The organism is Methyloligella solikamskensis (assembly GCF_042676065.1).
GTDB classification, from domain to species: domain Bacteria; phylum Pseudomonadota; class Alphaproteobacteria; order Rhizobiales; family Methyloligellaceae; genus Methyloligella; species Methyloligella solikamskensis.
Map to the genome: position 1 here is coordinate 2448294 of NZ_JBHTJO010000001.1, position 23636 is coordinate 2471929.

Annotated in this window: 16 protein-coding genes; 5 read left to right on the forward strand and 11 right to left on the reverse strand. The window is 63.7% G+C overall.

The annotated features are described in order from the left end of the window. Positions 1-28 precede the first annotated feature (28 nt). A complete protein-coding gene (locus tag ACFQ2F_RS11805) occupies positions 29-1552 on the reverse strand; it encodes an aminotransferase-like domain-containing protein (protein WP_379090076.1) in 1524 nt (507 codons plus the stop codon). A gap of 185 nt (positions 1553-1737) precedes the next feature. Between ACFQ2F_RS11805 and ald the strand changes: the two genes are divergently transcribed. From ald to ACFQ2F_RS11820, 3 genes are all read left to right on the forward strand, one after another. Next, positions 1738-2862, forward strand: coding sequence for an alanine dehydrogenase (gene ald / locus ACFQ2F_RS11810; RefSeq protein WP_379090078.1), 1125 nt, complete (start codon positions 1738-1740; stop codon positions 2860-2862). A 30-nt stretch (positions 2863-2892) separates the two neighbouring features. Continuing rightward, positions 2893-4242, forward strand: coding sequence for an aspartate aminotransferase family protein (locus ACFQ2F_RS11815; protein ID WP_379090080.1), 1350 nt, complete (start codon positions 2893-2895; stop codon positions 4240-4242). An 83-nt stretch (positions 4243-4325) separates the two neighbouring features. Next, complete coding sequence (locus ACFQ2F_RS11820; RefSeq protein ID WP_379090082.1) at positions 4326-5873, forward strand: CoA-acylating methylmalonate-semialdehyde dehydrogenase; 1548 nt, start codon at positions 4326-4328, stop codon at positions 5871-5873. Positions 5874-6009: 136 nt separating this feature from the next. Here ACFQ2F_RS11820 and lpdA read toward each other — a convergent pair whose 3' ends face one another. The 6 genes from lpdA to ACFQ2F_RS11850 form a co-directional block, all read right to left on the reverse strand. Next, entirely contained in the window at positions 6010-7437 is a 1428-nt protein-coding gene (lpdA, locus tag ACFQ2F_RS11825) for a dihydrolipoyl dehydrogenase (protein WP_379090084.1), read from the reverse strand. A gap of 29 nt (positions 7438-7466) precedes the next feature. Beyond that, the gene (locus tag ACFQ2F_RS11830) at positions 7467-8786 is read right to left on the reverse strand and encodes a 2-oxo acid dehydrogenase subunit E2 (RefSeq protein ID WP_379090086.1); all 1320 of its coding nucleotides are present in this window, start codon (positions 8784-8786) and stop codon (positions 7467-7469) included. Between the two features lie 54 nt (positions 8787-8840). Then, positions 8841-11531, reverse strand: a complete 2691-nt coding sequence (gene aceE, locus ACFQ2F_RS11835; RefSeq protein WP_379090088.1) for a pyruvate dehydrogenase (acetyl-transferring), homodimeric type — start codon at positions 11529-11531, stop codon at positions 8841-8843. A 330-nt stretch (positions 11532-11861) separates the two neighbouring features. Continuing rightward, positions 11862-12515: a LutC/YkgG family protein gene (locus ACFQ2F_RS11840; RefSeq protein WP_379090090.1), complete on the reverse strand. Its 654-nt coding sequence runs from the start codon at positions 12513-12515 to the stop codon at positions 11862-11864. Beyond that, positions 12512-13936: a LutB/LldF family L-lactate oxidation iron-sulfur protein gene (locus tag ACFQ2F_RS11845; RefSeq protein ID WP_379090092.1), complete on the reverse strand. Its 1425-nt coding sequence runs from the start codon at positions 13934-13936 to the stop codon at positions 12512-12514. Before ACFQ2F_RS11845 ends, ACFQ2F_RS11840 begins: the two co-directional genes overlap by 4 nt. Further along, entirely contained in the window at positions 13933-14763 is an 831-nt protein-coding gene (locus tag ACFQ2F_RS11850) for a (Fe-S)-binding protein (protein WP_379090094.1), read from the reverse strand. Before ACFQ2F_RS11850 ends, ACFQ2F_RS11845 begins: the two co-directional genes overlap by 4 nt. 224 nt (positions 14764-14987) lie before the next feature. Here ACFQ2F_RS11850 and ACFQ2F_RS11855 point away from each other — a divergent pair, with 224 nt between their 5' ends. Both ACFQ2F_RS11855 and ACFQ2F_RS11860 read left to right on the forward strand, forming a co-directional pair. Further along, positions 14988-15749 (forward strand): FCD domain-containing protein, encoded by a 762-nt coding sequence (locus tag ACFQ2F_RS11855; protein WP_379090096.1) that lies wholly within the window; start codon positions 14988-14990, stop codon positions 15747-15749. A gap of 47 nt (positions 15750-15796) precedes the next feature. Next, on the forward strand, positions 15797-17791 hold the full coding sequence (locus ACFQ2F_RS11860) for a sigma-54-dependent Fis family transcriptional regulator (protein ID WP_379090098.1): 1995 nt from the start codon (positions 15797-15799) through the stop codon (positions 17789-17791). A 186-nt stretch (positions 17792-17977) separates the two neighbouring features. Here the strand turns inward: ACFQ2F_RS11860 and ACFQ2F_RS11865 are convergent, their stop codons facing one another. The 4 genes from ACFQ2F_RS11865 to ACFQ2F_RS11880 all read right to left on the reverse strand — a co-directional run bounded on the left by ACFQ2F_RS11865 (position 17978) and on the right by ACFQ2F_RS11880 (position 23306). Beyond that, positions 17978-19720 carry a PQQ-dependent dehydrogenase, methanol/ethanol family gene (locus tag ACFQ2F_RS11865; protein ID WP_379090100.1) on the reverse strand — a complete coding sequence of 581 codons (1743 nt, stop codon included), beginning with the start codon at positions 19718-19720 and terminating at the stop codon, positions 17978-17980. A gap of 60 nt (positions 19721-19780) precedes the next feature. Beyond that, the gene (locus tag ACFQ2F_RS11870; RefSeq protein ID WP_379090102.1) at positions 19781-20314 is read right to left on the reverse strand and encodes a QcrA and Rieske domain-containing protein; all 534 of its coding nucleotides are present in this window, start codon (positions 20312-20314) and stop codon (positions 19781-19783) included. Positions 20315-20733: 419 nt separating this feature from the next. Beyond that, positions 20734-22188, reverse strand: coding sequence for an aldehyde dehydrogenase (aldA, locus tag ACFQ2F_RS11875; RefSeq protein WP_379090104.1), 1455 nt, complete (start codon positions 22186-22188; stop codon positions 20734-20736). Positions 22189-22421: 233 nt separating this feature from the next. Beyond that, on the reverse strand, positions 22422-23306 hold the full coding sequence (locus ACFQ2F_RS11880) for a transporter (protein ID WP_379090106.1): 885 nt from the start codon (positions 23304-23306) through the stop codon (positions 22422-22424). Between the last annotated feature and the right edge of the window lie 330 nt (positions 23307-23636).

A 23636-nucleotide genomic window follows, 5' to 3' on the forward strand; every position in this document is an offset into this window, starting at 1 on the left:
CCGATCACCGGCAAGTCTCTCTGTCCATTCAAGTTCCGAATCCGTAGCGTTTCGGCACCTCGCGCAGGAAGGCCTGCAAGGGCTCGGTGTCCTGATGAGCGACGTTGAAGCGAAACCAGATCGACTCGGGCGGCGAAACGCAGAAGAAATCTCCCGGCGCAAGGACCGTATCTTCCCTTAGAGCGTCTTCTGCGATGCGCCGAGCATTGCAGGTCTCTGTCGGTGTCACCTGCCAGCCGGCTGTCAAAAACATTCCGCCATCGGGTTCGGTCAGCAACTTCAGCCCGGCATTCTCCAGAACGAGCTTGTAGGCTTCCCGCGCTTGGGTCAGACGGGTAGATATCTGATCCACCGACCGTCGATGGTCCGGATCCGAAAGCACCTCCAACACGATGCGCTCGGTAATCTCCGAAGTGGTGAGGCCGGTCAGCATCTTCGTCTGAAGGATCTCATTCGCCAGAGTTTCGTTGCAGGCCAGGTAACCGGACCGCAATGAAGGCGCGATCGTTTTGGAATAGCCGTTGACCGATATCACACGGGACAGGCCGTCCATGGCGGCGAGCCATGGGTCGTATTCCGTGCCGAATTTGCGTGCGATATCGTCTTCGATCACCAGAAAATCGAATTGCTCCGCGAGCGAAAGAAGTCGAAAGGCATCCGTCGGGCGCAGGGTCGTGCCGAGCGGATTTTGCTGCACGGTGGTGACGAACATCGCCTTCGGCCGATAGGTTTCGGCCAGTTCCGCTGCGGTTTCGAGGTCGAGACCATCGGCGCCACGGTTCACAGGCAGCAACTTGCAGCCATGGCGTGAGGCCAGATTGTTGAAATTCGCATAACCCGGATTCTCAACCAGCACCGCGTCGCCGGGCCGGAGGCAGGTCCGCACCACCAAATCAATCGCATGGGTCACCCCATGGGTCAGCACGATCTGATTTGGCGAAACGGTCAGGGAGCGCTCGCTCAGCTCACGCGCAATATGCTGGCGCAGCCGGTCGAACCCCGCAGGATGCCCGTAATTGACGAGATGGTCGGTCTTCGACCGCGCAACGCGCCGCAAGGCATCGCCAACCACGCTCTTTTGCGAATACCAGGCGGAGGGCAACCATCCGCAGCCCGGCGATGCCAGCCGACGCCCGTGGGTGAACACATCGGAGCTTAGCCAGGAATCGCTGACGGTGGTGGCCTTCATGGGACGCACCGGGACGGGCATCGTGCGCCCATGCTGTAGCACAAAGTACCCGGCGCCACGGCGCGCCGCGACCACGTGCCGGGTGGTGAGCAGTTCGTACGCGGAGGCCGCGGTAAACGCGCTCACGCCCAGTTGCTTGGCGAGTTTGCGTACCGACGGAAGCTTCGTTCCAGCCGCCAGCGTGCCGCGCTCGGCCGCCTCTTCGATCTGGCTGCAGATCTGCTCCACGAGCGGATGATCGCTGTTCCGGTCGATGTCAACGAACACCGGCGGCAGTCCATGGCCGAGACGTGCGCGTCCAATCTCTTGGGCCGGTGCCGATTGGCTCTGCTTTTCCGTCTTGTTCGTCGCGACGTCGCTCATGGGAACCCACTCCTCTGCCCCGATACATCGCATGATATAGACCGGTACAGTTTGCTGCAAATCGTCGATCTGTACTGGCTTACTGTATTGGTTATGTCTGCTCCTAAGATTAGTGTTCCTGCGTGCTGCAGTTCATTGCTGCAGTAAGGACAGGTTGCAGATAGCTAAGAAAGAGGCGGCCGGAGATGATCATCGGCGTTCCAAAAGAGATCAAAGTCCAGGAGTACCGGGTGGGCCTGGTGCCCGCCAATGTGCGGGAGCTGACCGACCGCGGCCACAAGGTGCTCATCGAGACGGGCGCCGGCGCGGGCATCGGCGCGGCCGACGAGCATTACGAAGCGGCCGGCGCGCGGATCGTTTCGACCGCCGAAGAGGTCTTCGGCGAAGCGGACATGGTCGTGAAGGTGAAGGAGCCTCAGGCCGTGGAGCGCAAGATGCTCCGGCCCGGGCAGATCCTCTTTACCTATCTGCATCTGGCGCCCGATCCGGATCAGACCAACGACCTGATCGCCAGCGGCGCCACCTGCATCGCCTATGAGACGGTGACGTCGGCCAAGGGCACCCTGCCCCTGCTCGCGCCCATGTCCGAGGTGGCAGGGCGCCTCTCCATTCAGGCCGGCGCGCATTTCCTCGAGAAGGCCCATGGCGGAAGCGGCACGCTGCTCGGCGGCGTGCCCGGCGTGGAGCGCGCGAAGGTGCTGGTGGTCGGCGGCGGCGTTGCCGGGACCCATGCGATACAGATGGCGCTCGGACTGGGCGCCGAGGTGTGGTGCATGGACCGCGACGTGGACGTGCTGCGGAACCTTTGGCGGCAGTTCGGAAGCCAGCTCAACACGCTCTACTCCACCCGGGAAGCGCTGGAGGAGCATTGCACCACGGCCGATCTGGTGATTGGCGGTGTGCTGCTGCCGGGTGCCGCCGCGCCCAAGCTGATCACCCGGGACATCATCGACAACATGAAGCCCGGCTCGGTGATCGTGGACATCTCCATCGATCAGGGCGGTTGCTGCGATACCTCGCGGCCGACCACCCATGACGATCCCAGCTATCGGGTCGGCGAGGTCGTCCATTACTGCGTCGCCAACATGCCGGGCGCGGTGCCGCGCACCTCGACCTATGCCCTGAACAACGTGACGCTTCCCTTCGTGCTTGCGCTGGCGGATGGCGGGCTGGAGGCCTTGAAGGCCGACCCGCATCTTTTGAACGGCCTGAACGTGCATGACGGGATGGTGACCAACGAGCCTGTCTCGCTGGCTCTCAATCATCCCTATGTGGCGCCAATGATGGCACTGAAACCGCTGGCCGCCTGATCCAAGCCGCCTGATTTATGGAGTGATGTCTTGAACGAACAGATCCCAGCTTCCAGCAACAGGGACGGCCTGGAGAATTACTGGCTGCCATTCACGCCGAACCGGTATTTCAAGCGGAACCCGCGCATCATCGCCTCCGCCGAGGGCGCCTATTACACCCTGGCGGACGGACGCCGCGTGTTCGACTGTCTGTCGGGCCTGTGGTGCTGTCCGCTTGGCCACGCCAATCCGGAAATCGCCGAGAGCGTCAAGCGCCAGGCCGAGACTTTGGACTACGCGACGGCGTTTCAGATGAGCAATCCGACGACGCTCAGCTTCGCGGCACGGGTTGCGGATATGGCGCCGGCCGGTCTTGACCATGTCTTCTTCGCCAATTCCGGCTCGGAGTCGGTCGACACGGCGCTCAAGATCGCCGTCGGCTATCACCGCATGAAGGGCGAGGCCCACCGGACCCGCATCATCGGCCGCGAGCGCGGCTATCACGGCGTCGGGATGGGCGGCATCTCCGTCGGCGGCATGACGGCGAACCGCAAGATGTTCGCACCGCTCATGCTGCACGGCGTCGATCACCTTCCCCACACCTACGACCGCGCGCAGATGGCGTTCACCCATGGGCAGCCCGAATGGGGTGCTCATCTGGCGGAGGATCTGGAGCGGCTCGTGGCGCTGCACGATGCCTCGACCATCGCCGCGGTGATCGTGGAGCCCATGCAGGGCTCGGCCGGCGTGGTGGTGCCGCCGGTCGGCTATCTGGAGCGTCTGCGGGAGATCTGCACCAAGCACGGCATCCTGCTGATCTTCGACGAGGTAATCACCGGGTTCGGCCGGCTCGGCGCGAATTTCGCGTCCCAGCGCCTGGATGTGGTGCCCGACATGATGACCTTCGCCAAGGCGGTCACCAACGGCGTCATCCCCATGGGCGGCGTGATCGTCGCCGACGAGATTTACGACGCCTACATGTCCGGTCCGGAAGAGGCGGTGGAGCTCTATCACGGCTACACCTATTCGGGTCATCCCATGGCGGCCGCGGCGGGTCATGCGACCCTCGACGTCATGGAGCGCGACGGGCTTATCCCACGGGCCGCCGAACTGGCGCCCGTGCTGGAAGGCGCGGTGCACGAGCTGAAAGGCGCGGACGGGGTCTGCGACATCCGCAATTTCGGACTCGCGGCGGCGGTCGATCTGGAGCCCTTCGAGGGAAAACCGGGACTGCGGGCCATGCGGGTCTTCGAGCGTGCGCTTCAGACCGGGATGCTGGTGCGCTTCACCGGCGACACCATCGCCATGGCACCGCCCTTCATCTCGACCGAGGACGAACTGCGCGTCATGTGCGCAACGCTTGGCGACGCGATCGCCAGCGTCACGAGCCCCGACGCCTGACGCTCGACGCGATTTTTGAGCAACGCAGGCCAATAGACGGGTGCATCCGATGTGCGCCCGCAATGCCAATGAGGAGATTTGCAATGTCAGTGCAGGACGAGGTCCGCCCGACGGACAACGCTGCGGACGACGCCCCCGGCTACCGGGTCACCCATTACATCAATGGCGAGCGGATCAAGTCGTCGTCGGACCGCACGGCCGATGTGTTCAACCCGGCGCTCGGCAAGGCCGTAGGCCAGGTCGACATGGCCGGCGAGAAAGAGATCGACGACGCCGTCGCGGCGGCCAAGGCCGCCTTCCCCGCCTGGTCCCAGGTGCCGCCTGTTTCACGCGCCCGGGTCATGTTCCGCTTCCTCAATCTGCTGCAGGAGCACCGCACCACGCTGGCCGAGCATATCGTGCGCGAGCACGGCAAGGTGCTCGCCGATGCGCTGGGCGAAGTGGCGCGCGGTATCGATGTGGTGGAGTTCTCCACGGGCATGCCGCAGCTCCTGAAAGGCGAGTACACCGAGCAGGTCTCCCGCGGCATCGATGCCTGGTCGATCCGTCAGCCGCTCGGCGTCTGCGCGGGCATCACCCCATTCAACTTCCCGGCCATGGTGCCGCTCTGGATGATCCCGATCGCGCTGGCCGCCGGTAATACCTTCGTGCTCAAGCCCTCCGAGCGCGACCCCTCGCCGAGCTTGGTCCTTGCGGACCTGCTCGCCGAGGCCGGTTTGCCGAAAGGCGTGTTCAACGTGCTTCAGGGCGACAAGGTCGCCGTGGACGGTCTTCTGACGCACGACGATGTCGACGCCGTCAGCTTCGTCGGCTCCACGCCGGTGGCCGAATACATCTACGCGACCGGCACGTCCCACGGGAAGCGCGTGCAGGCGCTGGGCGGTGCGAAGAACCACATGGTCGTCATGCCCGATGCCGATCTCGACAAGTGCTGCGATGCGCTGATGGGCGCGGCCTACGGCTCGGCCGGTGAGCGCTGCATGGCGATCTCCGTTGCGGTGGCCGTCGGCGACACGGGCGACAAGCTGATCGAGAAGCTCGCCCCGCGCATCCGCGACATCAAGATCGCCGAAGGCAATGTCGATGGCGCGGAGATGGGCCCGGTGATCACCGGCGCCGCGAAGGAGCGCATCGAGAGCCTCATCGCCAAGGGCGTGGAGGAGAAGGCCGAGCTCGTGGTCGACGGCCGCGGGCAGACGGTCGAAGGCTATGAGGACGGTTTCTTCTGCGGCGGCACTCTGTTTGATCGCGTGACGCCGGAGATGACCATCTACAAGGAAGAGATCTTCGGCCCCGTGCTATGCGTGGTCCGCGTGCCAGACCTTGCGACCGCCGTGGAGGTCATCGAGGCCAACGAGTACGGCAACGGCGTCGCCATCTTCACCGCCGATGGCGGGGTGGCCCGGGAGTTCACCCACAATATCAACGTCGGCATGGTGGGCATCAACGTGCCGCTGCCGGTGCCCATGGCGTTCAACTCGTTCGGCGGCTGGAAGCGGAGCCTGTTCGGCGACCAGCATATCTACGGTCCCGAAGGCGTGCGCTTCTACACTCGCCACAAGGCCGCCATGCAGCGCTGGCCCGACAGCATCTCTAAGGGCGCCGAGTTCGCCTTCCCGGAGATGAAATAAGCGTCTTGATTTTCGAGGATTGGCTTTGAGGGGTGAGTGTTTTGCTCACCCCTTTTTTGTGGCGGCGCCCCTGCCGTGCAACGCAACGACTCGATGGGTCGCGGGGCACCCGGCAGAAGTGCCCATCGCCTCCTCGTCAGCGGGTGCGGCGCTTGGGCGGCATGAGATCGGTGATGGTGCCGTCGAACATCTCCGCCGCGAAGGCGAAGGTTTCCGACAGGGTCGGATGGGGGTGGATGGTGGCGGCGATGTCGATGGCGTCGGCGCCCATCTCGATGGCGAGCGTCGCTTCGGCGATTAGATCGCCCGCATTGGTGCCAACGATCCCACAGCCCAGGATGCGATCGGTTTCGGGGTCGAACAGGGTCTTCGTCATCCCCTCGTCACGCCCGAGCGACAGCGCGCGACCCGACGCGGCCCAGGGGAATTTCGCCTTCTCGTAGGCGATGCCCTTGGCTTTCGCTTCGTTCTCGGTGAGCCCCACCCAGGCGACCTCAGGATCCGTATAGGCCACGGACGGGATGACCCGCGCATCTAAGGCGGCTTTCTTTCCTGCCGCCACTTCCGCGGCGATCTTGCCCTCATGCACGGCCTTATGAGCCAGCATGGGCTGGCCGACGATATCGCCGATGGCGAAGATGTTGGGCGTCGCTGTGCGAAGCTGCGCATCGACGGGGATCAGTCCCCGCTCATCGGGTGCGATGCCGGCCGCTTCGAGGTTCAAAGCGCCGCTATTGGGCGTGCGCCCGACGGCCACCAATACCTTGTCGAACTGATCAATGTCCGGGGCGCCCTTGCCGTCGAAACGGACGGTGAGCGTTTCGCCTGTCTCGATCGCGGTGACCTTGGTCTCCAGATAGATCGCCGCGTAGCGTTCCTTGATGCGCTTCATCAGCGGAGCCACGAGATCGGCATCGGCCCCGGGAATGAGCTGGTCCATGACCTCGACGATGGTCACCTGACTGCCGAGGGCATGATAGACGGTCGCCATCTCCAGGCCGATGATGCCGCCGCCGATCACCAGCAGCCGCTCCGGGACATCGGCGATCTCAAGCGCGCCGGTGGAATCGAGGATGCGCGGCTCGTCCACAGGAATGAAGGGCAGCGTCGCGGGGCTGGAGCCAGCGGCAATGATAGCCTGCTCGAAGCGAATGCGCGACGTGCCGCCCTCGCCCGCCACCTCAAGCTCGCGCGACCCGGCGAAGCGGCCGGCACCGTGCACCACCTTCACCTTGCGCTGCTTGGCGAGCGCCATGAGCCCGCCGGTGAGCTTCTCTACGACCGACTCTTTCCAGCTCCGCAGTTTCTCAAGCTCGATCTGCGGCGCGGCGAAGCCCAGCCCGTGCTCGGCCATGGCTTCGGCGTCCTCGATGACCTTCGCGGCATGAAGCAGCGCCTTAGACGGGATGCAGCCGACATTAAGACAGACTCCGCCGAGCATCGGCGACCGCTCGACCAAGGTCACGGACTTGCCAAGATCCGCCGCGCGGAAGGCAGCCGAATAGCCACCGGGGCCTGCGCCCAGAACGAGGATCTCCGTTTCGATATCGTCGGTGTCGGTCATGGGTGAGCGTGCGGGACTGGAGACTGCGGTCAGAGAATGAGCTGGCGGATATCGCCGAGCAGCTCGGTGAGGCGCTTGGTGAAGCGGGCCGCATCGGCGCCGTCGATGACGCGATGGTCGTAAGACAGGCAGAGCGGCAGCATGAGGCGCGGCTCGAAGTCCTCGCCGTTCCAGATCGGCTTCATCTGAGCGCGGACCACACCGAGGATGGCGACCTCCGGTGCGCTCACGATGGGCGTGAAGTTGGTGCCGCCGATACCGCCCAGGCTAGAAATGGAGAAGGTGGCGCCCTGAATGTCAGCCGGAGCGATCTTGCCGTCCCGCATGCGTTGGGAAACATCGGACAGCTCCTCGCTCAGCTCAAAGATGCGCTTACGGTCGACATCCTTGATCACGGGCACCACCAACCCCTCCGGCGTGTCTACGGCCACGCCGACATTGAAGTAGCGTTTGAGGATCAGCGCGTCCTCGTCTGGAGAGAGCGACGCGTTGAAATGGGGGAATTCCTTCAGGGCGACAGCGCTCGCCATGAGAAGGAAGGAGAGCATGGTGACGCGATAACCCTTCTCGCGGGCTTCAGCGTCCAGCTCCTTGCGATAGGCGTCGAGGGCGGTGATGTCCGCCTCGTCCGTGTGGGTCACATGGGGGACGTTGAGCCACGCCCGGTGCAGATGCGGCCCCGAGAGCCGTTTCAGCCGGGAGAGCGGCACGGTCTCGGTGGGACCGAATTTCGCGAAATCCTGGGGCGGCACTTTCGGGATGCCGGTGCCCTGCCCGGCCGCGGCCGCATCGCCGGCGAGTGCGCGCTTCACATCATCCTTGGTGATGCGGCCTTTCTCGCCCGTGCCCTTGAGCTGGGTGAGATCGATGTCGAGCTCCCGGGCAATCCGGCGCACGGTCGGACTCGCATGCACCTCGCCTGGAATGGGCGCGACTTCCGGCGGAGCGCTCTCGGCAGATGTCTCGGGAGAAGGGGCCGAAGGGGGAGCCGCCATGTCGGGTCGGGAGGCAGCCGCCCGCGCATCCGATTCCTGCTCGTCATTCTCGTCCGGCGCGTTCCGATTGACGTCGGCAGAGTCTTGAGCAGGTTCGGACGGCGCTCCCCCTTCGGCTTCAGCGACGGCGTCGAGGGTCAGGATGGGAGCCCCCTCGCTCACCGAGTCGCCAATCTTGACGAGGAGCTCGACTACCTTCCCTGCGGAGGGGGCGGGAACTTCCATCGTCGCTTTGTCGGATTCCAGCGTGATCAACGGGTCTTCCGGCGCCACCACATCGCCGGGCGAGACCAGAATTTCGACCACAGGGACGTCGGCGAAATCGCCGATATCCGGAACTTTCACTTCGATCATTTGACCGTGAACCTCTGTCGGATGGTCGGAACGGGAGCGCGGATGCGTGCGTCGCTACACCGTCACCGGATTGGGCTTGTCGGAGTCGATGCCGTAGCGGGAAAGCGCTTCCTCGACGGTCTTGCGCGGGATCTTGTCCTCGCGCGCCAAGGCGCTGAGTGCGGCTGCGACAACAAAATGCCGGTCGACCTCGAAGTGGAAGCGCAGCTTGCGGCGGAAGTCGGAGCGGCCGAACCCGTCGGTTCCCAGCACCCGATAGGCGCCGGGGACATAGGCGCGGATCTGCTCGGCATAAGCCTTCATGTAATCGGTGGCGGCGATCACCGGACCTCGTCCCTTGGACAGCTCTTCGGTCACGAAGGGCGTGCGCTCTCGCTCCTTGGGATGAAGCAGGTTCCAGCGATCGACCGCTTGTGCCTCGCGGGCAAGCTCGGTGAAGCTGGTGACGCTCCAGACATCGGCGGCAACGCCGAACTCCTCCTTCAGGAGATCGGCGGCGGCGATCACCTCGCGCAGGATCGCGCCTGACCCTAAGAGCTGGACGTTGAGAGGTCCCCTCTTCCGGCCGGCCTTGAGCCGGTAGATGCCCTTGATGATGCCCTCTTCTGCACTGTCGGGCATGGGCGGGTGCTGATAGTTCTCGTTGAGGAGGGTGAGGTAGAAATAGACGTCCTCCTGCTCCTCCACCATGCGCCGGAGACCGTCGCGCACGATCACCGCGACCTCGTAGCCGAAGGTCGGATCGTAGGAGACGCAGTTTGGGATGGTGGCGGCGATGAGGTGGCTGTGGCCGTCCTCGTGCTGCAGGCCCTCGCCGTTCAAGGTGGTGCGGCCTGAGGTGCCGCCGAGCAGGAAGCCCCGGGCGCGGCTGTCGCCGGCCGCCCAGGCCAGGTCTCCGACACGCTGGAAGCCGAACATCGAATAGAAGATGTAGAACGGGATCATGGCGACGTCGGAAGTCGAATAGCTGGTCGCCGCAGCGATCCAGGACGACATGGCGCCCGCCTCGTTGATCCCCTCCTGGAGCATGCGCCCCTTGCGGTCTTCCTTGTAGAACATGAGCTCGCCGGCATCGGACGGCCGGTAGAGCTGCCCCACCTGGCTGAAGATGCCGAACTGGCGGAACATGCCTTCCATGCCGAAGGTGCGGCTTTCGTCGGGCACGATGGGCACCACGCGCGGGCCCAGGGTCTTGTCGCGCAGCAGGCTGGAGAGGATGCGCACGAAGCTCATGGTGGTGGAGATCTCGCGGTCGCCGGAGCCCTTGAGCTGGCCTTCGAACAGGCTCAGGGGCGGCACCTCCAGAGACTCGGTCTTTGTGCGCCGGGCCGGCAGGGGACCACCCAGCGCCTCGCGCCTGGCGCGCAGGTAGCGCATCTCCTCGGAGTCCTCGGCGAAGCGGATATAGGACAGGGTCTCGATGTCCTCGTCGCTCGCCGGCACCTTGAAGCGGTCGCGGAAATGGCGCAGCGCCTCTTTCCCCATCTTCTTCTGCTGATGGGTGATCATCTGGGCTTCGCCCGCCTCCCCCATGCCGTAGCCCTTGACGGTCTTGGCGAGGATTACAGTCGGCTGGCCCGTATGCTCCACGGCGGCCTTGTAGGCGGCATAGACCTTCTTTGGGTCGTGACCGCCGCGGGTCAGGCGCCAGATCTTCTCGTCGGACCAGTCGGCGACCATGGCAGCGGTCTCCGGATACCGGCCGAAGAAATTGTCGCGGATATAGGCGCCGTCCTTGGACTTGAAGTCCTGGTACTCGCCGTCGACGCATTCCTCCATCAGCTGATGGAGCTTGCCGGTGTGGTCGCGGGTCAGGAGCTCGTCCCAGCTGGTGCCCCACAGCACCTTGAGGACGTTCCATCCTGCGCCGCGGAAATTGCCTTCCAGCTCCTGGACGATCTTGCCGTTGCCACGCACCGGCCCATCGAGGCGCTGCAAATTGCAGTTCACCACGAAGATCAGATTGTCCAGGGCCTCGCGGCCCGCCAGGGAGATGGCACCGAGACTTTCAGGCTCGTCCATCTCCCCGTCGCCGCAGAACGCCCAGACGTGACGGTTCTCGGAGTCCGCCAAGCCGTGGGCGTGCAGGTACTTCAGAAATCTGGCCTGATAGATGGCCATGATTGGACCGAGCCCCATGGACACGGTCGGGAACTGCCAGAACTCCGGCATGAGCCAGGGGTGGGGGTAGGACGAGACGCCCTTGCCATCCACCTCCTGGCGGAAGTTCTCAAGCTGCTCCTCGGTCAATCTTCCTTCGAGAAAGGCGCGGGCGTAGATCCCGGGAGAGGAATGGCCCTGAAGGAAGATGAGATCGCCGCCATGGTCTTTCGACGGCGCATGCCAGAAATGATCGAAACCAGTATCGTAGAGGGTCGCCGCCGACTGATAGCTCGCGATATGACCGCCGAGCTCCGACGACTCCTTATTGGCACGCAGCACCATGATGGCGGCGTTCCAGCGGATGGCGGCATGGATGCGCCGCTCGATCTCCGGGTCGCCCGGATGGGTCGGCTCCTGTTCCGGAGAGATCGAGTTGACGTAGGCGCTCCGCGCGGCGAAGGGCAGATGAGCACCGCGCTGGCGGGCCGTCTCCACCGTGCCGCTCAACAGCGCATCGGCCCGGTCGACGCCTTCGAACTTGAGGACGGACGAAATCGCATCCGTCCATTCCTGCAGCTCTTCCCGCTCGTCCTCGGAGCCTTGCGTCTCTTCGGCGATGGAATCTTTCGCGATGTCCTGCATGCCCTCGGTGCCTTTTCGGTCTTACCGGCGCTGGTGCGTTCCCCCTCGGTCAGGCGTGCTCCCTTGAGGGGGCTTGGCCTGTTAGGGGTGGTAAAGCACAAAGCGTGCCACGCTCTCCGCGGCTCAAAACGGATTGGTGAAATACTTCGCAATGCATTGAAATCATTGACTTATTTGAATCCCTCGTGAAGCCGCGCGATTGGGGCTCCAACGAAAGGGCTGTCCGCCACCCTTGAGGTGTGACACCGCGGCGATACGGGGGTGACAAGCCGGAAAGGGCCGGACGCGCAGGCTTCGAGAGCGGTTGGGATCGGGGCCGCCCGGCTTGGCTCAGTCGTTGCCGACGAGAAGCAGATGGACGGCCTTCGGGCCGTGGGCGGGGCGGACGATGATGCCGCCGACATCGGCCGTCCGGGACGGGCCGGCGATGACGTTCATGGCGCGGGGCCATCCGTTCGACTCGTCTCGGAAGCGCTGCCAAGCCTCTTCCGGATAGGTGACGATATCGGCGGTCCGCAGCACGACCACATGGATGTCGGGCAAGAAGTTCAAAGTGGCCGGGCTATCCGGACCTGACCGGAAGATCACGCTTCCCGTCTCGGCGATGCCGGCGGCGGCGAGGGTCACGCTGATATGCTCTTCGAAGCGGCCGGCGCCGATATTGGCGAGCCAAGGCTCAGGCCATGGAAGGTCGGCGAGAGCTGGCGCGATGCTGATATCGGTCGATACGCCCGCATCGCTCATCACGCGTCCGACGGCCGGCACCAGAAGATCCAAAGAGACGATGGGCTCGACGGTCAGTCCGTTTCCTTCCGCCTTCGCGATGAAGCGGGAGACGCCATCGTCGTCGAGCGCCGGAAGCGGACCGGATTGGGGCGATGCGAGCCGCCCTTCCAGCTCGGCGCGGGAGGCCCGGTCCGCACTGCCCTCCCCGACGGCGTTGCGGATGCGGGAGAGGATATGGTCGCGGGACCGCTCGCTCACGACCGCTTCGTCTGGTTCGACCAGGCTGCGAGGAAGGTCTCGGATTCCGGAGCCGGGAAATCCCGGGTTGCGGTCCATCCGCCGGCGAACGGCAAATGGCGGAAGCGTCCGCGCTTGTGTCCGAGCAGACCGAGCATCTTCACGCCCAGCCGGGTCAGTCCGTGATAGAGGCGCGGGCGGGCCGCAAGCCAGGCCCAGAGCCCGATGCCCCACCGGACGGTCTGTTTGGTGAACCCCGCCTCCCACTGTTCGTGGCGCAGCCGGCGCAAAAGATCGGGGAGCGGAATGTCGACGGGGCAGACCTGCTGGCAGCGTCCGTTCAGGGTGCAGGCGTTGGGCAGATCGCCCGCCTCCTCCAGCCCGGCGATCATCGGAGTCAAGACAGACCCCATGGGTCCGGGATAGACCCACCCATACGCATGGCCGCCCGCCGAGTGATAGACCGGGCAATGATTCATGCAGGCGCCGCAGCGGATGCAGCGCAGCATGGGCCGGAACTCGCTCTCCAGCATCTTCGTCCGGCCGTTGTCGATCAGCACTACGTGATACTCTTCCGGCCCGTCGAGGTCGCCAGCGCGCTTCGGCCCCGTCATGAAGGTGGTGTAGGCCGTGGTCTCCATGCCGAGCGCGCTGCGCCCCAGCATGCGGAGCAGGACGCTGACATCGTTCAAGGTCGGCACGATCTTCTCGATCCCCACCGTCACCACATGGACGGGCGCGAGCATGGAGGCGAGGTCGCCATTGCCTTCATTGGTGACGATGACGTTGGAGCCGGTTTCCGCGACCAGAAAATTGGCGCCCGTCAGGCTCACATCGGCGGCGAAATATTTCTGCCGCATGACGTGGCGCACCTGGGCGATCAGCGCCGCCGCATCCGTCTCCCGCTTGTCGAAGCCGTAGACGCGATGGCGCTCGTAGAACAGGTCGGCGATCTCCTCCACCGTCTTATGAATCGTGGGCGTCACGATGTGGCTCGGCGCCTCGTGGGCGAGCTGCACAATGTATTCGCCCGCATCGGTCTCCAGAACCTCGCAGCCTTCTGCCTCGAGCACGGCGTTGAGACCGATCTCCTCCGACACCATGGACTTGCCCTTGGTGACGACCTTGGCGTTCGCATCCCGGCAGATATCGCGGATGATCGCGCAAGCCTCGTCGGCATCCGCCGCCCAGTGGACATGGCCGCCTTGGGCCTTCACGGCACTCTCGTAGCGTTCCAGATAGAAGTCGAGATTCGCAAGCGTATGGGTCCGAATATCCCGGGCGGCGTCCCGCATGGCAGCGTATTCGGGAAGTTCCGCGACGCGCTTGGCCCGGGCGGCGACGAAGCCGCGTTTCAGACCTTCGGACGCTGCGCGAAGGCTGGGGTCGAGAAGCGCTTCCGAGGCGCGTTCGCGAAACCGGCTGCTCTCCACCTGCATCATGTCTGCTCCGGCTCCCCGATCGCAGGAATGTCGGTCATGCCGGCCAGGACTTCGGCGGCATGAAACACCTTGGTGGGCTTTTCCAGACGCTTCAAACGCCCGGCGATATTGAACAGGCAGCCAAGATCGCCACCGAGCACCGTGTCGGCCCCGCTCGCCTCCACATTGGCGACCTTGTCGGAGACCATGTGGGTGGAGATCTCCGGATACTTGACGCAGAACGTGCCGCCGAAGCCGCAGCAGGTTTCGCTGTCCTGGATCTCGGCGAGGCTCAACCCTTCCACATGAGAGAGAAGCTCGCGGGGCTGGTCCTTGACGCCGAGTTTACGCAAGCCAGAACAGCTGTCGTGATAGGCCGCACGGCCCTGATAGGTGGCAGGGGCCGGGGTGGCGCCGAGCACATCGGTGAGGAAGGACAGGAGCTCGTGGCTGCGCGCGGCGAGATTCTGCGCCGGCGCCTTCCATTCCGCATCGTGCGCGAACATCTCCGGATAGTCCTTGCAGATGGTCGCCATGCAGGACCCGGACGGTCCCACCACGTAGTCGAATTCGGAAAACGCCGCGATCACCTGCTTGGCGATGCGCCGGGCGCCTTCGTCGTCGCCGCTGTTATAGGCCGGCTGGCCGCAGCAGACCTGCTGGGGCGGAACGGTGACGCGGCAGCCCGCATCCTGGAGTAGCTTGACGGAAGCGAATCCGACATTGGGCCGAAACAGATCGACGATGCAGGTGACGAACAGGCCGACATGAGGCCCTTCTGCAAGCCTCTCCCCTGCGCTTTCGGGCGACGTGCCCTGCCCCTTCGAGCTGCTTCCAGATTGCACCATGGCTTCGACTCCCGGCGGCCGCACAGCCTGTCGACGAATAGATACGAAAAGCCGGGCCATCACCGGCGCGCCCGCTACGTTTGGAGCAGCGCAGCTCTGGTAAAAAAAGTAGACCAAGCTTGATCGCTGGTCCAGTCTGTAACACCATAGTCATATTCAAGCCAAGGATTGACCGTGAAATCTTAGGGTTGCCTTGGCGCATGAATGGTTGGGATGATCGTGAGATGGAACCGATAAGGCAGCCGAAGATCGCCGAGGCGATCGCCGATCACATCGAGAAGCTCGTCCTGCAGGGCGTGCTGCGCCCCGGCGAACGCCTTACGCCCGAGCGCGAGCTGGCAGAGAAGCTCGACGTCTCACGGCCCTCCTTGCGCGATGCGATCGAGCGGCTGGTGGATCGCGGTCTCCTGACCCGCTCCAAGACCGGCACCTTCGTGGCGGAGTTCCTGACGCCGCTGCTCAAGCCCCTCGCCTCGCTCATGGAGAACAATGTCGAGGTCACGGAAGACTATTTCGAATTCCGGGAGATGATGGAGCCGCAAGCCGCGCGCTATGCGGCGCTCCGGGCTTCGGAGGTCGACCGTGAGGCGATCGAGGCTTGCATCGCGCGGATGAAGGAGGCCCACGCGCTCGAGGATCCCGAGCAGGAGGCCCAGGCCGATGTCGATCTGCATCTACTGATCTACGACGCCGCTCACAACGCCGTGCTGCTCCATTTCATGCGGGCTCTGGTCGAGCTCCTGCGAAACAACATCTTCTACAGCCGCCAGCAGCTCTATCAGCGCCGCTCCGTGCGTCCCCAGCTGCTCGCCCAGCATCTGGCCATCGCCGAGGCTGTGCTATCAGGCGATGCGGAATCGGCCGAGCGCGCCGCGGCGGAGCATGTGCGTTTTACATACGAGAATGTGAAGGCGATCCGTCGGGACAGCTTGCGTCTGCAGGCATCGCTCCTGCGCGTCGATCGGGAGGATTACGTCGCGCGATAACAACCAAACGCCCAAATCAAACCAATTAGAATCCAGGGAGGGGCGACATGAATGAAACAGGCACGAAGCAGGATGAGCTGGTGAAATCGCGAGATCTCGCCTGCTTCAGCAATTTTGGCGATGCATCGCTGCAGGAAGAAGGCTTGAGGAGCCAATGCGCTCACCTCATCGAGACCTCCTGGGAACGGTGCGTCAGCGAGTACAAGCTCGATCGGAGCCGCCACAAGGGGCCTGAGATCGTCACGGCGGTCGAGTATCGCAGCGCTGCGGATCCGCTCGATCTTCTGACCCATGTCGCGCGCCCGCATATCGAGCGCCTGCTGGGGCGCCTCTCCTCCTCGCCTTACGTCGTCATGCTCTCCGATCCGAACGGCATTGCGCTGGACGTCCTGGGCGACTCTCCGCCGGACAAGGCAATGCGGCGCATGGGTGTGTGCACCGGCGCGCTGTGGGGCGAGGATTTCGCCGGAACCAACGGCATCGGCACCTCGCTTGCGACGCGCTCGCCGGTCACCATCCACCGGGATCAGCACTTCTTTCCGAGCTACGAGGGGCTCACCTGCACCGCCGCCCCGATCTTCGGCTCCGATGGAGAAATCATCGCAGCCCTGGATGCGTCATCTATCGCCGACCTTCCCCACGAGATGCAGTTCTTCATTCTCGATTTGGTGATGCGGACCACCCGGCATATCGAGCGCAGCTATTTCCTGGAGCGGAACCGAGACCGGACGATCCTGCGCGTGGAGGCGGGGCTGGCCCGCGCCGAGGAAGGCGTCGGTCTGATGCTTGCCTTAGGCGACGATGGATGCCCGCTGGAAATATATGACGGGCACCGCCCTGGCTCGCCAATGCTGGACCGCCAGCGCATCATCGGCAATCCGCTCTCCGGATTCCTGGAAATCACATGGCAGGACGCCAGCCCGCCCCCTGGCGAGAACGCCGACGCCTTCGTCGAGCGGATCGGTATTGCGCATGTGAAGGATACCGGGCAGCCCTGCTTTGCCAGCATGATCACGCCGAAACGCCGGCGGAGCCTCGGCAAGCCGGCCAAGCCATCGTCCCAGGCCCTTGCCGTGAAGCGCCCTACCCTGGGTAAGAACGGCGGACTGGATCTCGACACCCTGGCCGGCCGCGATCCCGTCATGGGCAACAATGTCCAGACCGTCCGGAAGCTGGTGGACAAGCGCCTGCCGATCCTGCTGCACGGCGAGACCGGAACCGGCAAGGAGGAGTTCGCGCGCGGCATTCACGAGGCCGGGCGCCGGGCGAACGGTCCCTTCGTCGTCATCGACTGCTCGTCGATTCCTGAGAACCTCATCGAAAGCGAGCTGTTCGGCTACGAGGCCGGCACCTTCACCGGTGCGCGCCGGGGCGGCCGGACGGGCCGCATCGCGGAGGCCAATGGGGGTACGCTGTTCTTGGACGAGATCGGCGACATGCCCCTGACCCTGCAGACGCGGCTGCTGCGCGTGCTTGCGGAGGGCGAGGTTGTGCCGCTGGGCACCGCCAAGCCGATCAAGGTCGATTTCAACGTCATCTGCGCCACCCACCGGGACCTCGCTGAGATGGCGGCCGATGGTCGGTTTCGCCAGGACCTCTATTACCGGCTGGCGGGCATCCGCCTGAACCTTCCGCCGCTTCGCGACCGCGCCGACCGGGCGGACGTCATTCTGGGAGCTTTGGCGATCGAAGCCGCCCAGATGGAATTCGACGCACCGCCTCGCCTGTCCGACGAGGCTCTGGAGATCCTTCTCGCCCAGACCTGGCCCGGCAATATGCGCGAGCTGCGGCTTGCCATGCGCTATGCCCTCGCCTGCACGAACGAGGCCGAAATCGCGCCGGAGCGCCTTCCGCACTGGCTCAAGACGGGGCCTGAGAAGAAGTGCGAGGCTCCCAGGACCACGGCGCCTGCCGCGGACGATCTGGAGGACGTGCTGATGCGCAACGATTGGTGCGTTTCCGACGCCGCCAGCGAGCTCAATGTCAGCCGCCAGACGCTCTACCGGTGGCTCAAGCGCCAGAATATCGAGCGCCCTGAATAAGGGCCCGCGCTCCCACTTCCATCTTCGCTTCTCCAAGCTCGACACCCGGCAATAGCCGCGCGTGCCGAACTGCGCGCGTCGGCCGCTTTCTACTGTCTGCCTTCCAACTGAGCGACCGCAGACACAAAAAAAACCTCCCCGGCGAGAGCCGCCGGGGAGGCAGAGGTTGAGCGAAGATACGAGGTATTATTTTTCGTCGGGAAGTGCGAACACCCAGACGGAACCGCCTTCAGGAACCGACTCTTCCCAGCCGGCCTGCTTGGCCATCTTGCCCTGGATCCACTGAGCGTCGACGCCATAGCCGGACACAACGGCGATGTACTGCTTGCCGTCGATTTCAAAGCTGCTGGGGGGCGAAATGATGCCCGACGGGGTCGGGAACTCCCACAGCAGGTCGCCGGACTTCGCATCGTAAGCGCGGAACATCCGATCGTTGGTGCCGCCGACGAAGATCAGATCGCCCGCGGTGGTCAGGATCGAACCGAAGTTCCACGATCCGGCATAGGTCTCTTTCCAGACCTCTTTCCGGTCGTTGACGTTCCAAGCCTGGACGCCGCCGATATACGGGAAGTCCTTGTCGGCTTTCAGGTCGAGCTTGTTGATGTCCACGCCCGCGGACCACTGGCCGGGAATGATCGGCTGAACCAGACCGGTCAGGGTCATGCAGTGGTTGTCGTTGAACGGGATGTAGAGCATCTGGGTCTTCGGGTTGTAGGCCTGGTAGAACCAGTCCTTGCCGCCCCAAAGGCTCGGGCAGTATGTGGCCGTCTTGCCGGTGCCAACCTTGGCTTCTTCGTTGTAGGTCGGACGCCCGGTCTTCGGATCGAGCTTCTCGAACACGTTGTTGTGCACGTACGGAACGGCATGGTCGAACGTGATTTCGCCGTCCTCAGCACGGTCGAGCCAGTAGAGGTAACCGTTACGCTGGGCCGAAATCAGGCCAGAGACCTTCTTGCCGTCTTTCTCGAACTCGACGAGAGACGGTGCGTTCATGGCCGCCCAGTCCCAAGAGTCGTTCCAGTGATACTGGAAGTGGCCAGCGATCTTGCCGTCGTCCGGATTGATGGACAGAACCGACGTCAGATAGAGGTTGTCGCCGGGGCGCTGATCGCCAGGCCAAGGCGCGCCGTTGCCGACACCCCAGTAGATGACGTCGTTTTTGACGTCGTAGTTGCCCGGCATCCACATGGTGCCGCCGCCGTCTTTCCAGGCGTCTTTCCACTTGCCGTCCTGGGGCCAGGTGTCGTGACCCGGCTCGCCCGGTCCGGGCACACTGTAGGTGGTCCAGAGTTCCTTGCCGGTCTCGGCGTCGAAGGCCTTGATGAAGCCGCGCACACCGAACTCGCCGCCGGACGGGCCGACGATGACCTGGCCCTTCACGACCAGCGGTGCGGAGGTGATGTAGGCACTCTCGGTCTGCCAGTCGCAGACTTCAGATTCCCAGACCAGCTCGCCGGTCTTGGCATCCAGAGCCTGGAGCATGCAGTCGATGCTGGCGACATAGACCTTGTCGCCCCAAAGCGCGACACCGCGATTGGTCATATGAAGCGCGCCGAAGCCTTCGGGCATCTCGCGCGTGTAACGCCACAGGGTCCGGCCGGTCTTGGAGTCGAATGCCAGCACCTGATTTTCCGGCGTCGCGACGTACATGTAGCGGCCGTTGACGATGGCAGGAGCCTCATGGCCCTTGTCCTTGCCCGTGGCTGCGGACCAAACGGGACGAAGCTTGGAGACGTTCTCGGTCGTGATCTGCTCGAGAGGCGTGTAGCTCCAGCCCGCGTAGTTGCCCTTCGTCATGAGCCAGTTTTCCGGCTCGGGATTGGCGAGCCGTTCGTCTGTGACGGGCTTGTATTCCCCCGGCCCGTCTGCGGCGTGTGCCGCCGGGACCATCGCCACAGCAAGTAATGCTGCATAGGTCAGCGTTCTCATCAGGTTTCTCCTTGGCGTTTCCGTTGTTTTGCGGAGAGGTCTCTACGCCCCCTTCTCGCGCTATCGCGGTGGCCCCAGCCGACCGATAAAGTCAGCAGCCACCGTTAGTTCGCCAGCCCCCTCTTTCAGAGGAAGGATGGCCAGTCGTCGGGTTGCCGGCCCTTCGACAATCGCGCCGCGATTGCCCGCATCGAAAGTCGATCCATGGCAATTGCAGACGAATTCGTGTTCGGTCTCGTTGATGTCGGAAATCACGCAGCCGTTGTGGGTGCACACCGCCGAATAGGCGACGATCTCGTCTGCCGCCAAGGACTCGGTGTCCTTCTCCACGTCATCGGCAGGCAGGCGCGCCACCAGCAGCAGGTTCAGACGAGAACCGTTGCGGACCTCTTTGGTCTTCGGGTCCATGGGATATGCAAGCTTCGGCGGCTCGCCGACCTTGATATCGGCCGGATCGATAACTTCGTCCTTCGTCCCGCCGGTCAGGTATACAAGCGTGTCACCGATCTGCGGCAGGATGCTGTTCGCGTCGGTCGAGGCTGCGACACGCGAGGCGCCAAGCGGAGCAACCGCCAAGGTCAACGCGCCGAGCATCAAGTTCCGCCGGCCGCAATTGATGGGGGCTTCGTCTTCGTGGCTTTGCGGAGTCCGGTCCGCAGCCTTTCTCTTCTCACTCACCGTACGTTTCCTCCAACTCTTATTCCCGGGGCCATCGGCCGTGTCCCAACACGCCGGCTCCGGTGCTCTACGAAGGCTCCCGGATAGCACAGGCCGAGGGCCTACTTACCGGGGTGCGACCTTGTCGCGAGCGTCTTTATGACGCTTATTTAGCAATTCGCGTGCCAATGACGTTCATCGTGGTGAATCATAGGGTTATCTGAAGTCTTTGCCCTTAAATCGTGCTTCTGAGCGGCTGATTTCACACTGGGTGACACTTCGCCGTGTCACATCGGGGAAGCCCGTCACACGAATGTGCGGGACAGCCGCGGTTGCGGCCGCCCCGCACCGTCTACCTAGCCGTGCTTGAGGTAGACGACTTGGGTTTCGGTGTATTCGTAGAGACCGTGCTTGCCGTCTGCGCCACCGATGCCGGATTTGCGCCGGCCGGCGTGGAAGCCCTGCATCGCCTCGAAGTTCTCGCGATTGATGTAGGTCTCGCCGTATTGCAGGTCGCGAACCACACGGAAGGCCGTGTTCAGGTCGTTGGTGTAGAGAGACGAGGTCAGCCCGTATTCGGAGTCGTTGGCCAGAGCCACGGCCTCTTCGGCGCTGTCGACCGTCTGGATGGGCAGCACGGGGCCGAAGATCTCCTTGCGCATGATCTCCATGTCGGACGTGCAGTTCGCCAGGACGGTTGGCTCGTAATGGAAGCCGCGTCCCCGGTCGGCAATGGCGCCGCCGGTGATCACCTCGGCCCCTTCCCGGCTCGCGGTGTTGACCATCTCGGCGACCTTGGTGAGGCCCACCTCGTTGACCAGCGGTCCCATCTGCAGATCCTCATCTGCCATGGGATCGCCGTAGCGCGTGCCGCGCATGAGCGCGGAGATGCGATCGATGAAGGCATCGGCCACATCCTTCTGGACATAGACGCGCTCGGCGCAGTTGCAGACCTGGCCCGTATTGATCACCCGAGAGTCGTAGATGGCCTTGGCAGCCAGATCGAGATCGGCATCCGCCAGAACGATGGCCGGCGCCTTGCCGCCGAGCTCGAGATTGACGCGGCTGAGATTCTTGGCCGCGGCTTCCATGATGCGCGTACCCGTGGCGACGCTGCCGGTGAAGCTCACCATGCCGACGTCGCTGTGGGAGGCGAGCGGCGCACCGGTATCGGCGCCAGTGCCGCTGACCAGGTTGAAGACGCCGGCGGGCAGATCGCTCTCGGCGACGAACTTCGCGAAGGCGAAGGCGTTGATCGGCGTCTCCTCGCTCGACTTGATGACAACGGTGTTGCCGGTCACCAGGGCCGGCGCCATCTTCCGGGCAATAAGAAAGAACGGGAAGTTCCACGGCAGGATGCCGGCCACGACCCCGATGGCCTTGCGCATCAGGAAGATGCTCTCGCCGGTCTGGTCGCTGGGAATGATCTCGCCTTCGATGCGGCGCGCCCATTCGGCCATGTAGTCCATATAGTCGGCGGTGAAGTTCACCTCCACGCGGGCGAGCGGCAGGATCTTGCCCTGCTCCCGGGTAATGACCTGAGCAAGCTCTTCGACATGCTCGCGCAGTCGTGCAGCGATGGCCCGCAGATGGCCTGCGCGTTCGATCGCCGGGAGCTTCTCCCACGCCGGCTGGGCACGGCGGGCGGCCTCGACGGCCTCGTCGACGATGGCGGCGGAGCTATTGGGAACGCTCGCCAGCACTTCCTCGGTGGCCGGGTTTAGGACGTCGATCGTCCCGCCGGCGCCGTCGGTGAAGCGGCCGTCGATGAAATTCTGATACTGATTGGTCCCTTCGTGCACCAAGGACATTTCTGCCTCCCTAGATTTTTCGAGTGCGGCCGACGCTCCTGTTTGAAGATCGATTTTTCGGAGTCGCCGGAGATTTGTTGGCGCCGCTTCTTTCGTGGCGGCGCGGTTCGTTGCAGGCGTTTCGATGTGCGATTGGATTTCGCGGGCTGGAGCATCGCTCTACGGCGAAGCCAGCCTCCCTTGCCCAGAACCGGATGTGCGCTCCCGGCTCCGGGCAAGGGTCGACCGGTCCTCTACCAGAGGTAGATGTATCTCAGGTTCCAGCTGTCATTGTACGAGTGGTTCTCTCCTTCCAGGCTCTTGGAGTAGCGCAGGGTCAGGGAGTGGTTTTCGTAGTAGCTGACCATGAAGCCGAGGCCGCCATCCAAGGTCCAAGCCTCGGGCACCGTGTCGAACGCGTTGGTGTGCTCGTAGTCGAGGCCGACGAAGGGCTCGAACCAATCGAACAGCTGATAACCGAAGCGGTTGTTGGTGTGGAAGGTCGTGCCCGGCGTCACGCCGTTGTCCTTGGTAGACTGCCAGACAAAGCCCGCATCGCCGGTCCAATCGAACTTGCCGATCAGAGGCGTGTACCAAAGCAGGCTGGTGAGGTTCTTCCAGTTGGTGTCGCTGACATCCTTGTCGCCCCACGGGATCTGCACGAAGGACTGGACACCAAGCGTGGATTCAGGCGTCGGCTTGAACCAGGTGGCGAAGCCGGTGATCGTGTCGCCGAAGCCGCTGACATGACGGCCATTCGGGTCTGCGGCTCCGCGATTGCGGATCGCGACCTCTGGCTGGATGATCTCAAACGCCATGCCGACCTTGTTGCTGAAGTTCGGCGTCCAGAAGTGGACGTATTTGGACAGGCCGGAGATCACCTGCGATCCGTCGCCGGCAACCTTGTTGCCGTTGCGGTCCCACACATAATCGTTGTCCTGGACGTAGGCGTATTGCACGAACACGTTGAACGGATCGAAGTCGACCGGCAGGTCGTATTCCTTCGGTCCGATCACATCGAATGTCGTCTGTGCCTGTGCCGGACTTCCGGCCCACATGAAGCCTGCGGCGACGAGTGCGTAGATCCCCGCTTTCAAACCCGCCGAGATCTTCGGCCTCCAAATCCTCGTGTTAGACATTCCCTTTAATCCCCCAAAATAGATCGTCACGTTTCGGTCTCGTAAGTGCCCGAAGGCCGGTTCGTTCGAGCCCATCCCCTCGGCCGCGATGGCGACCGCCGAGAGCCGGTTTATGGTTGGATTTCTTCCGGCACGGCTCTGGTGGCGCCTGTAAGCGCAAGGAGCGTGCCAGTCCTGTCAGAATGTCGCAGAAAGGCGCAGGAAGCGCCGTTAAGCTTTTGTTATGACTTTGTCTTTTTTCGAGGACTACAACCCGTCGCGACGCTCCGAGAGGCCGCGCAAAGCGTGTTGCACGCCCCAGGGTGACGTCACGCATCGGTGTAACATCGC

Coding starts and splice junctions, on each gene's coding strand:
- ACFQ2F_RS11805 (WP_379090076.1), bottom strand. CDS start 1,552: ATGAGCGACGTCGCGACGAACAAGACGGAAAAGCAGAGCCAATCGGCA.
- ald (WP_379090078.1), top strand. CDS start 1,738: ATGATCATCGGCGTTCCAAAAGAGATCAAAGTCCAGGAGTACCGGGTG.
- ACFQ2F_RS11820 (WP_379090082.1), top strand. CDS start 4,326: ATGTCAGTGCAGGACGAGGTCCGCCCGACGGACAACGCTGCGGACGAC.
- lpdA (WP_379090084.1), bottom strand. CDS start 7,437: ATGACCGACACCGACGATATCGAAACGGAGATCCTCGTTCTGGGCGCA.
- ACFQ2F_RS11830 (WP_379090086.1), bottom strand. CDS start 8,786: ATGATCGAAGTGAAAGTTCCGGATATCGGCGATTTCGCCGACGTCCCT.
- aceE (WP_379090088.1), bottom strand. CDS start 11,531: ATGCAGGACATCGCGAAAGATTCCATCGCCGAAGAGACGCAAGGCTCC.
- ACFQ2F_RS11845 (WP_379090092.1), bottom strand. CDS start 13,936: ATGATGCAGGTGGAGAGCAGCCGGTTTCGCGAACGCGCCTCGGAAGCG.
- ACFQ2F_RS11850 (WP_379090094.1), bottom strand. CDS start 14,763: ATGGTGCAATCTGGAAGCAGCTCGAAGGGGCAGGGCACGTCGCCCGAA.
- ACFQ2F_RS11855 (WP_379090096.1), top strand. CDS start 14,988: ATGGAACCGATAAGGCAGCCGAAGATCGCCGAGGCGATCGCCGATCAC.
- ACFQ2F_RS11860 (WP_379090098.1), top strand. CDS start 15,797: ATGAATGAAACAGGCACGAAGCAGGATGAGCTGGTGAAATCGCGAGAT.
- ACFQ2F_RS11865 (WP_379090100.1), bottom strand. CDS start 19,720: ATGAGAACGCTGACCTATGCAGCATTACTTGCTGTGGCGATGGTCCCG.
- ACFQ2F_RS11870 (WP_379090102.1), bottom strand. CDS start 20,314: ATGCTCGGCGCGTTGACCTTGGCGGTTGCTCCGCTTGGCGCCTCGCGT.
- aldA (WP_379090104.1), bottom strand. CDS start 22,188: ATGTCCTTGGTGCACGAAGGGACCAATCAGTATCAGAATTTCATCGAC.
- ACFQ2F_RS11880 (WP_379090106.1), bottom strand. CDS start 23,306: ATGTCTAACACGAGGATTTGGAGGCCGAAGATCTCGGCGGGTTTGAAA.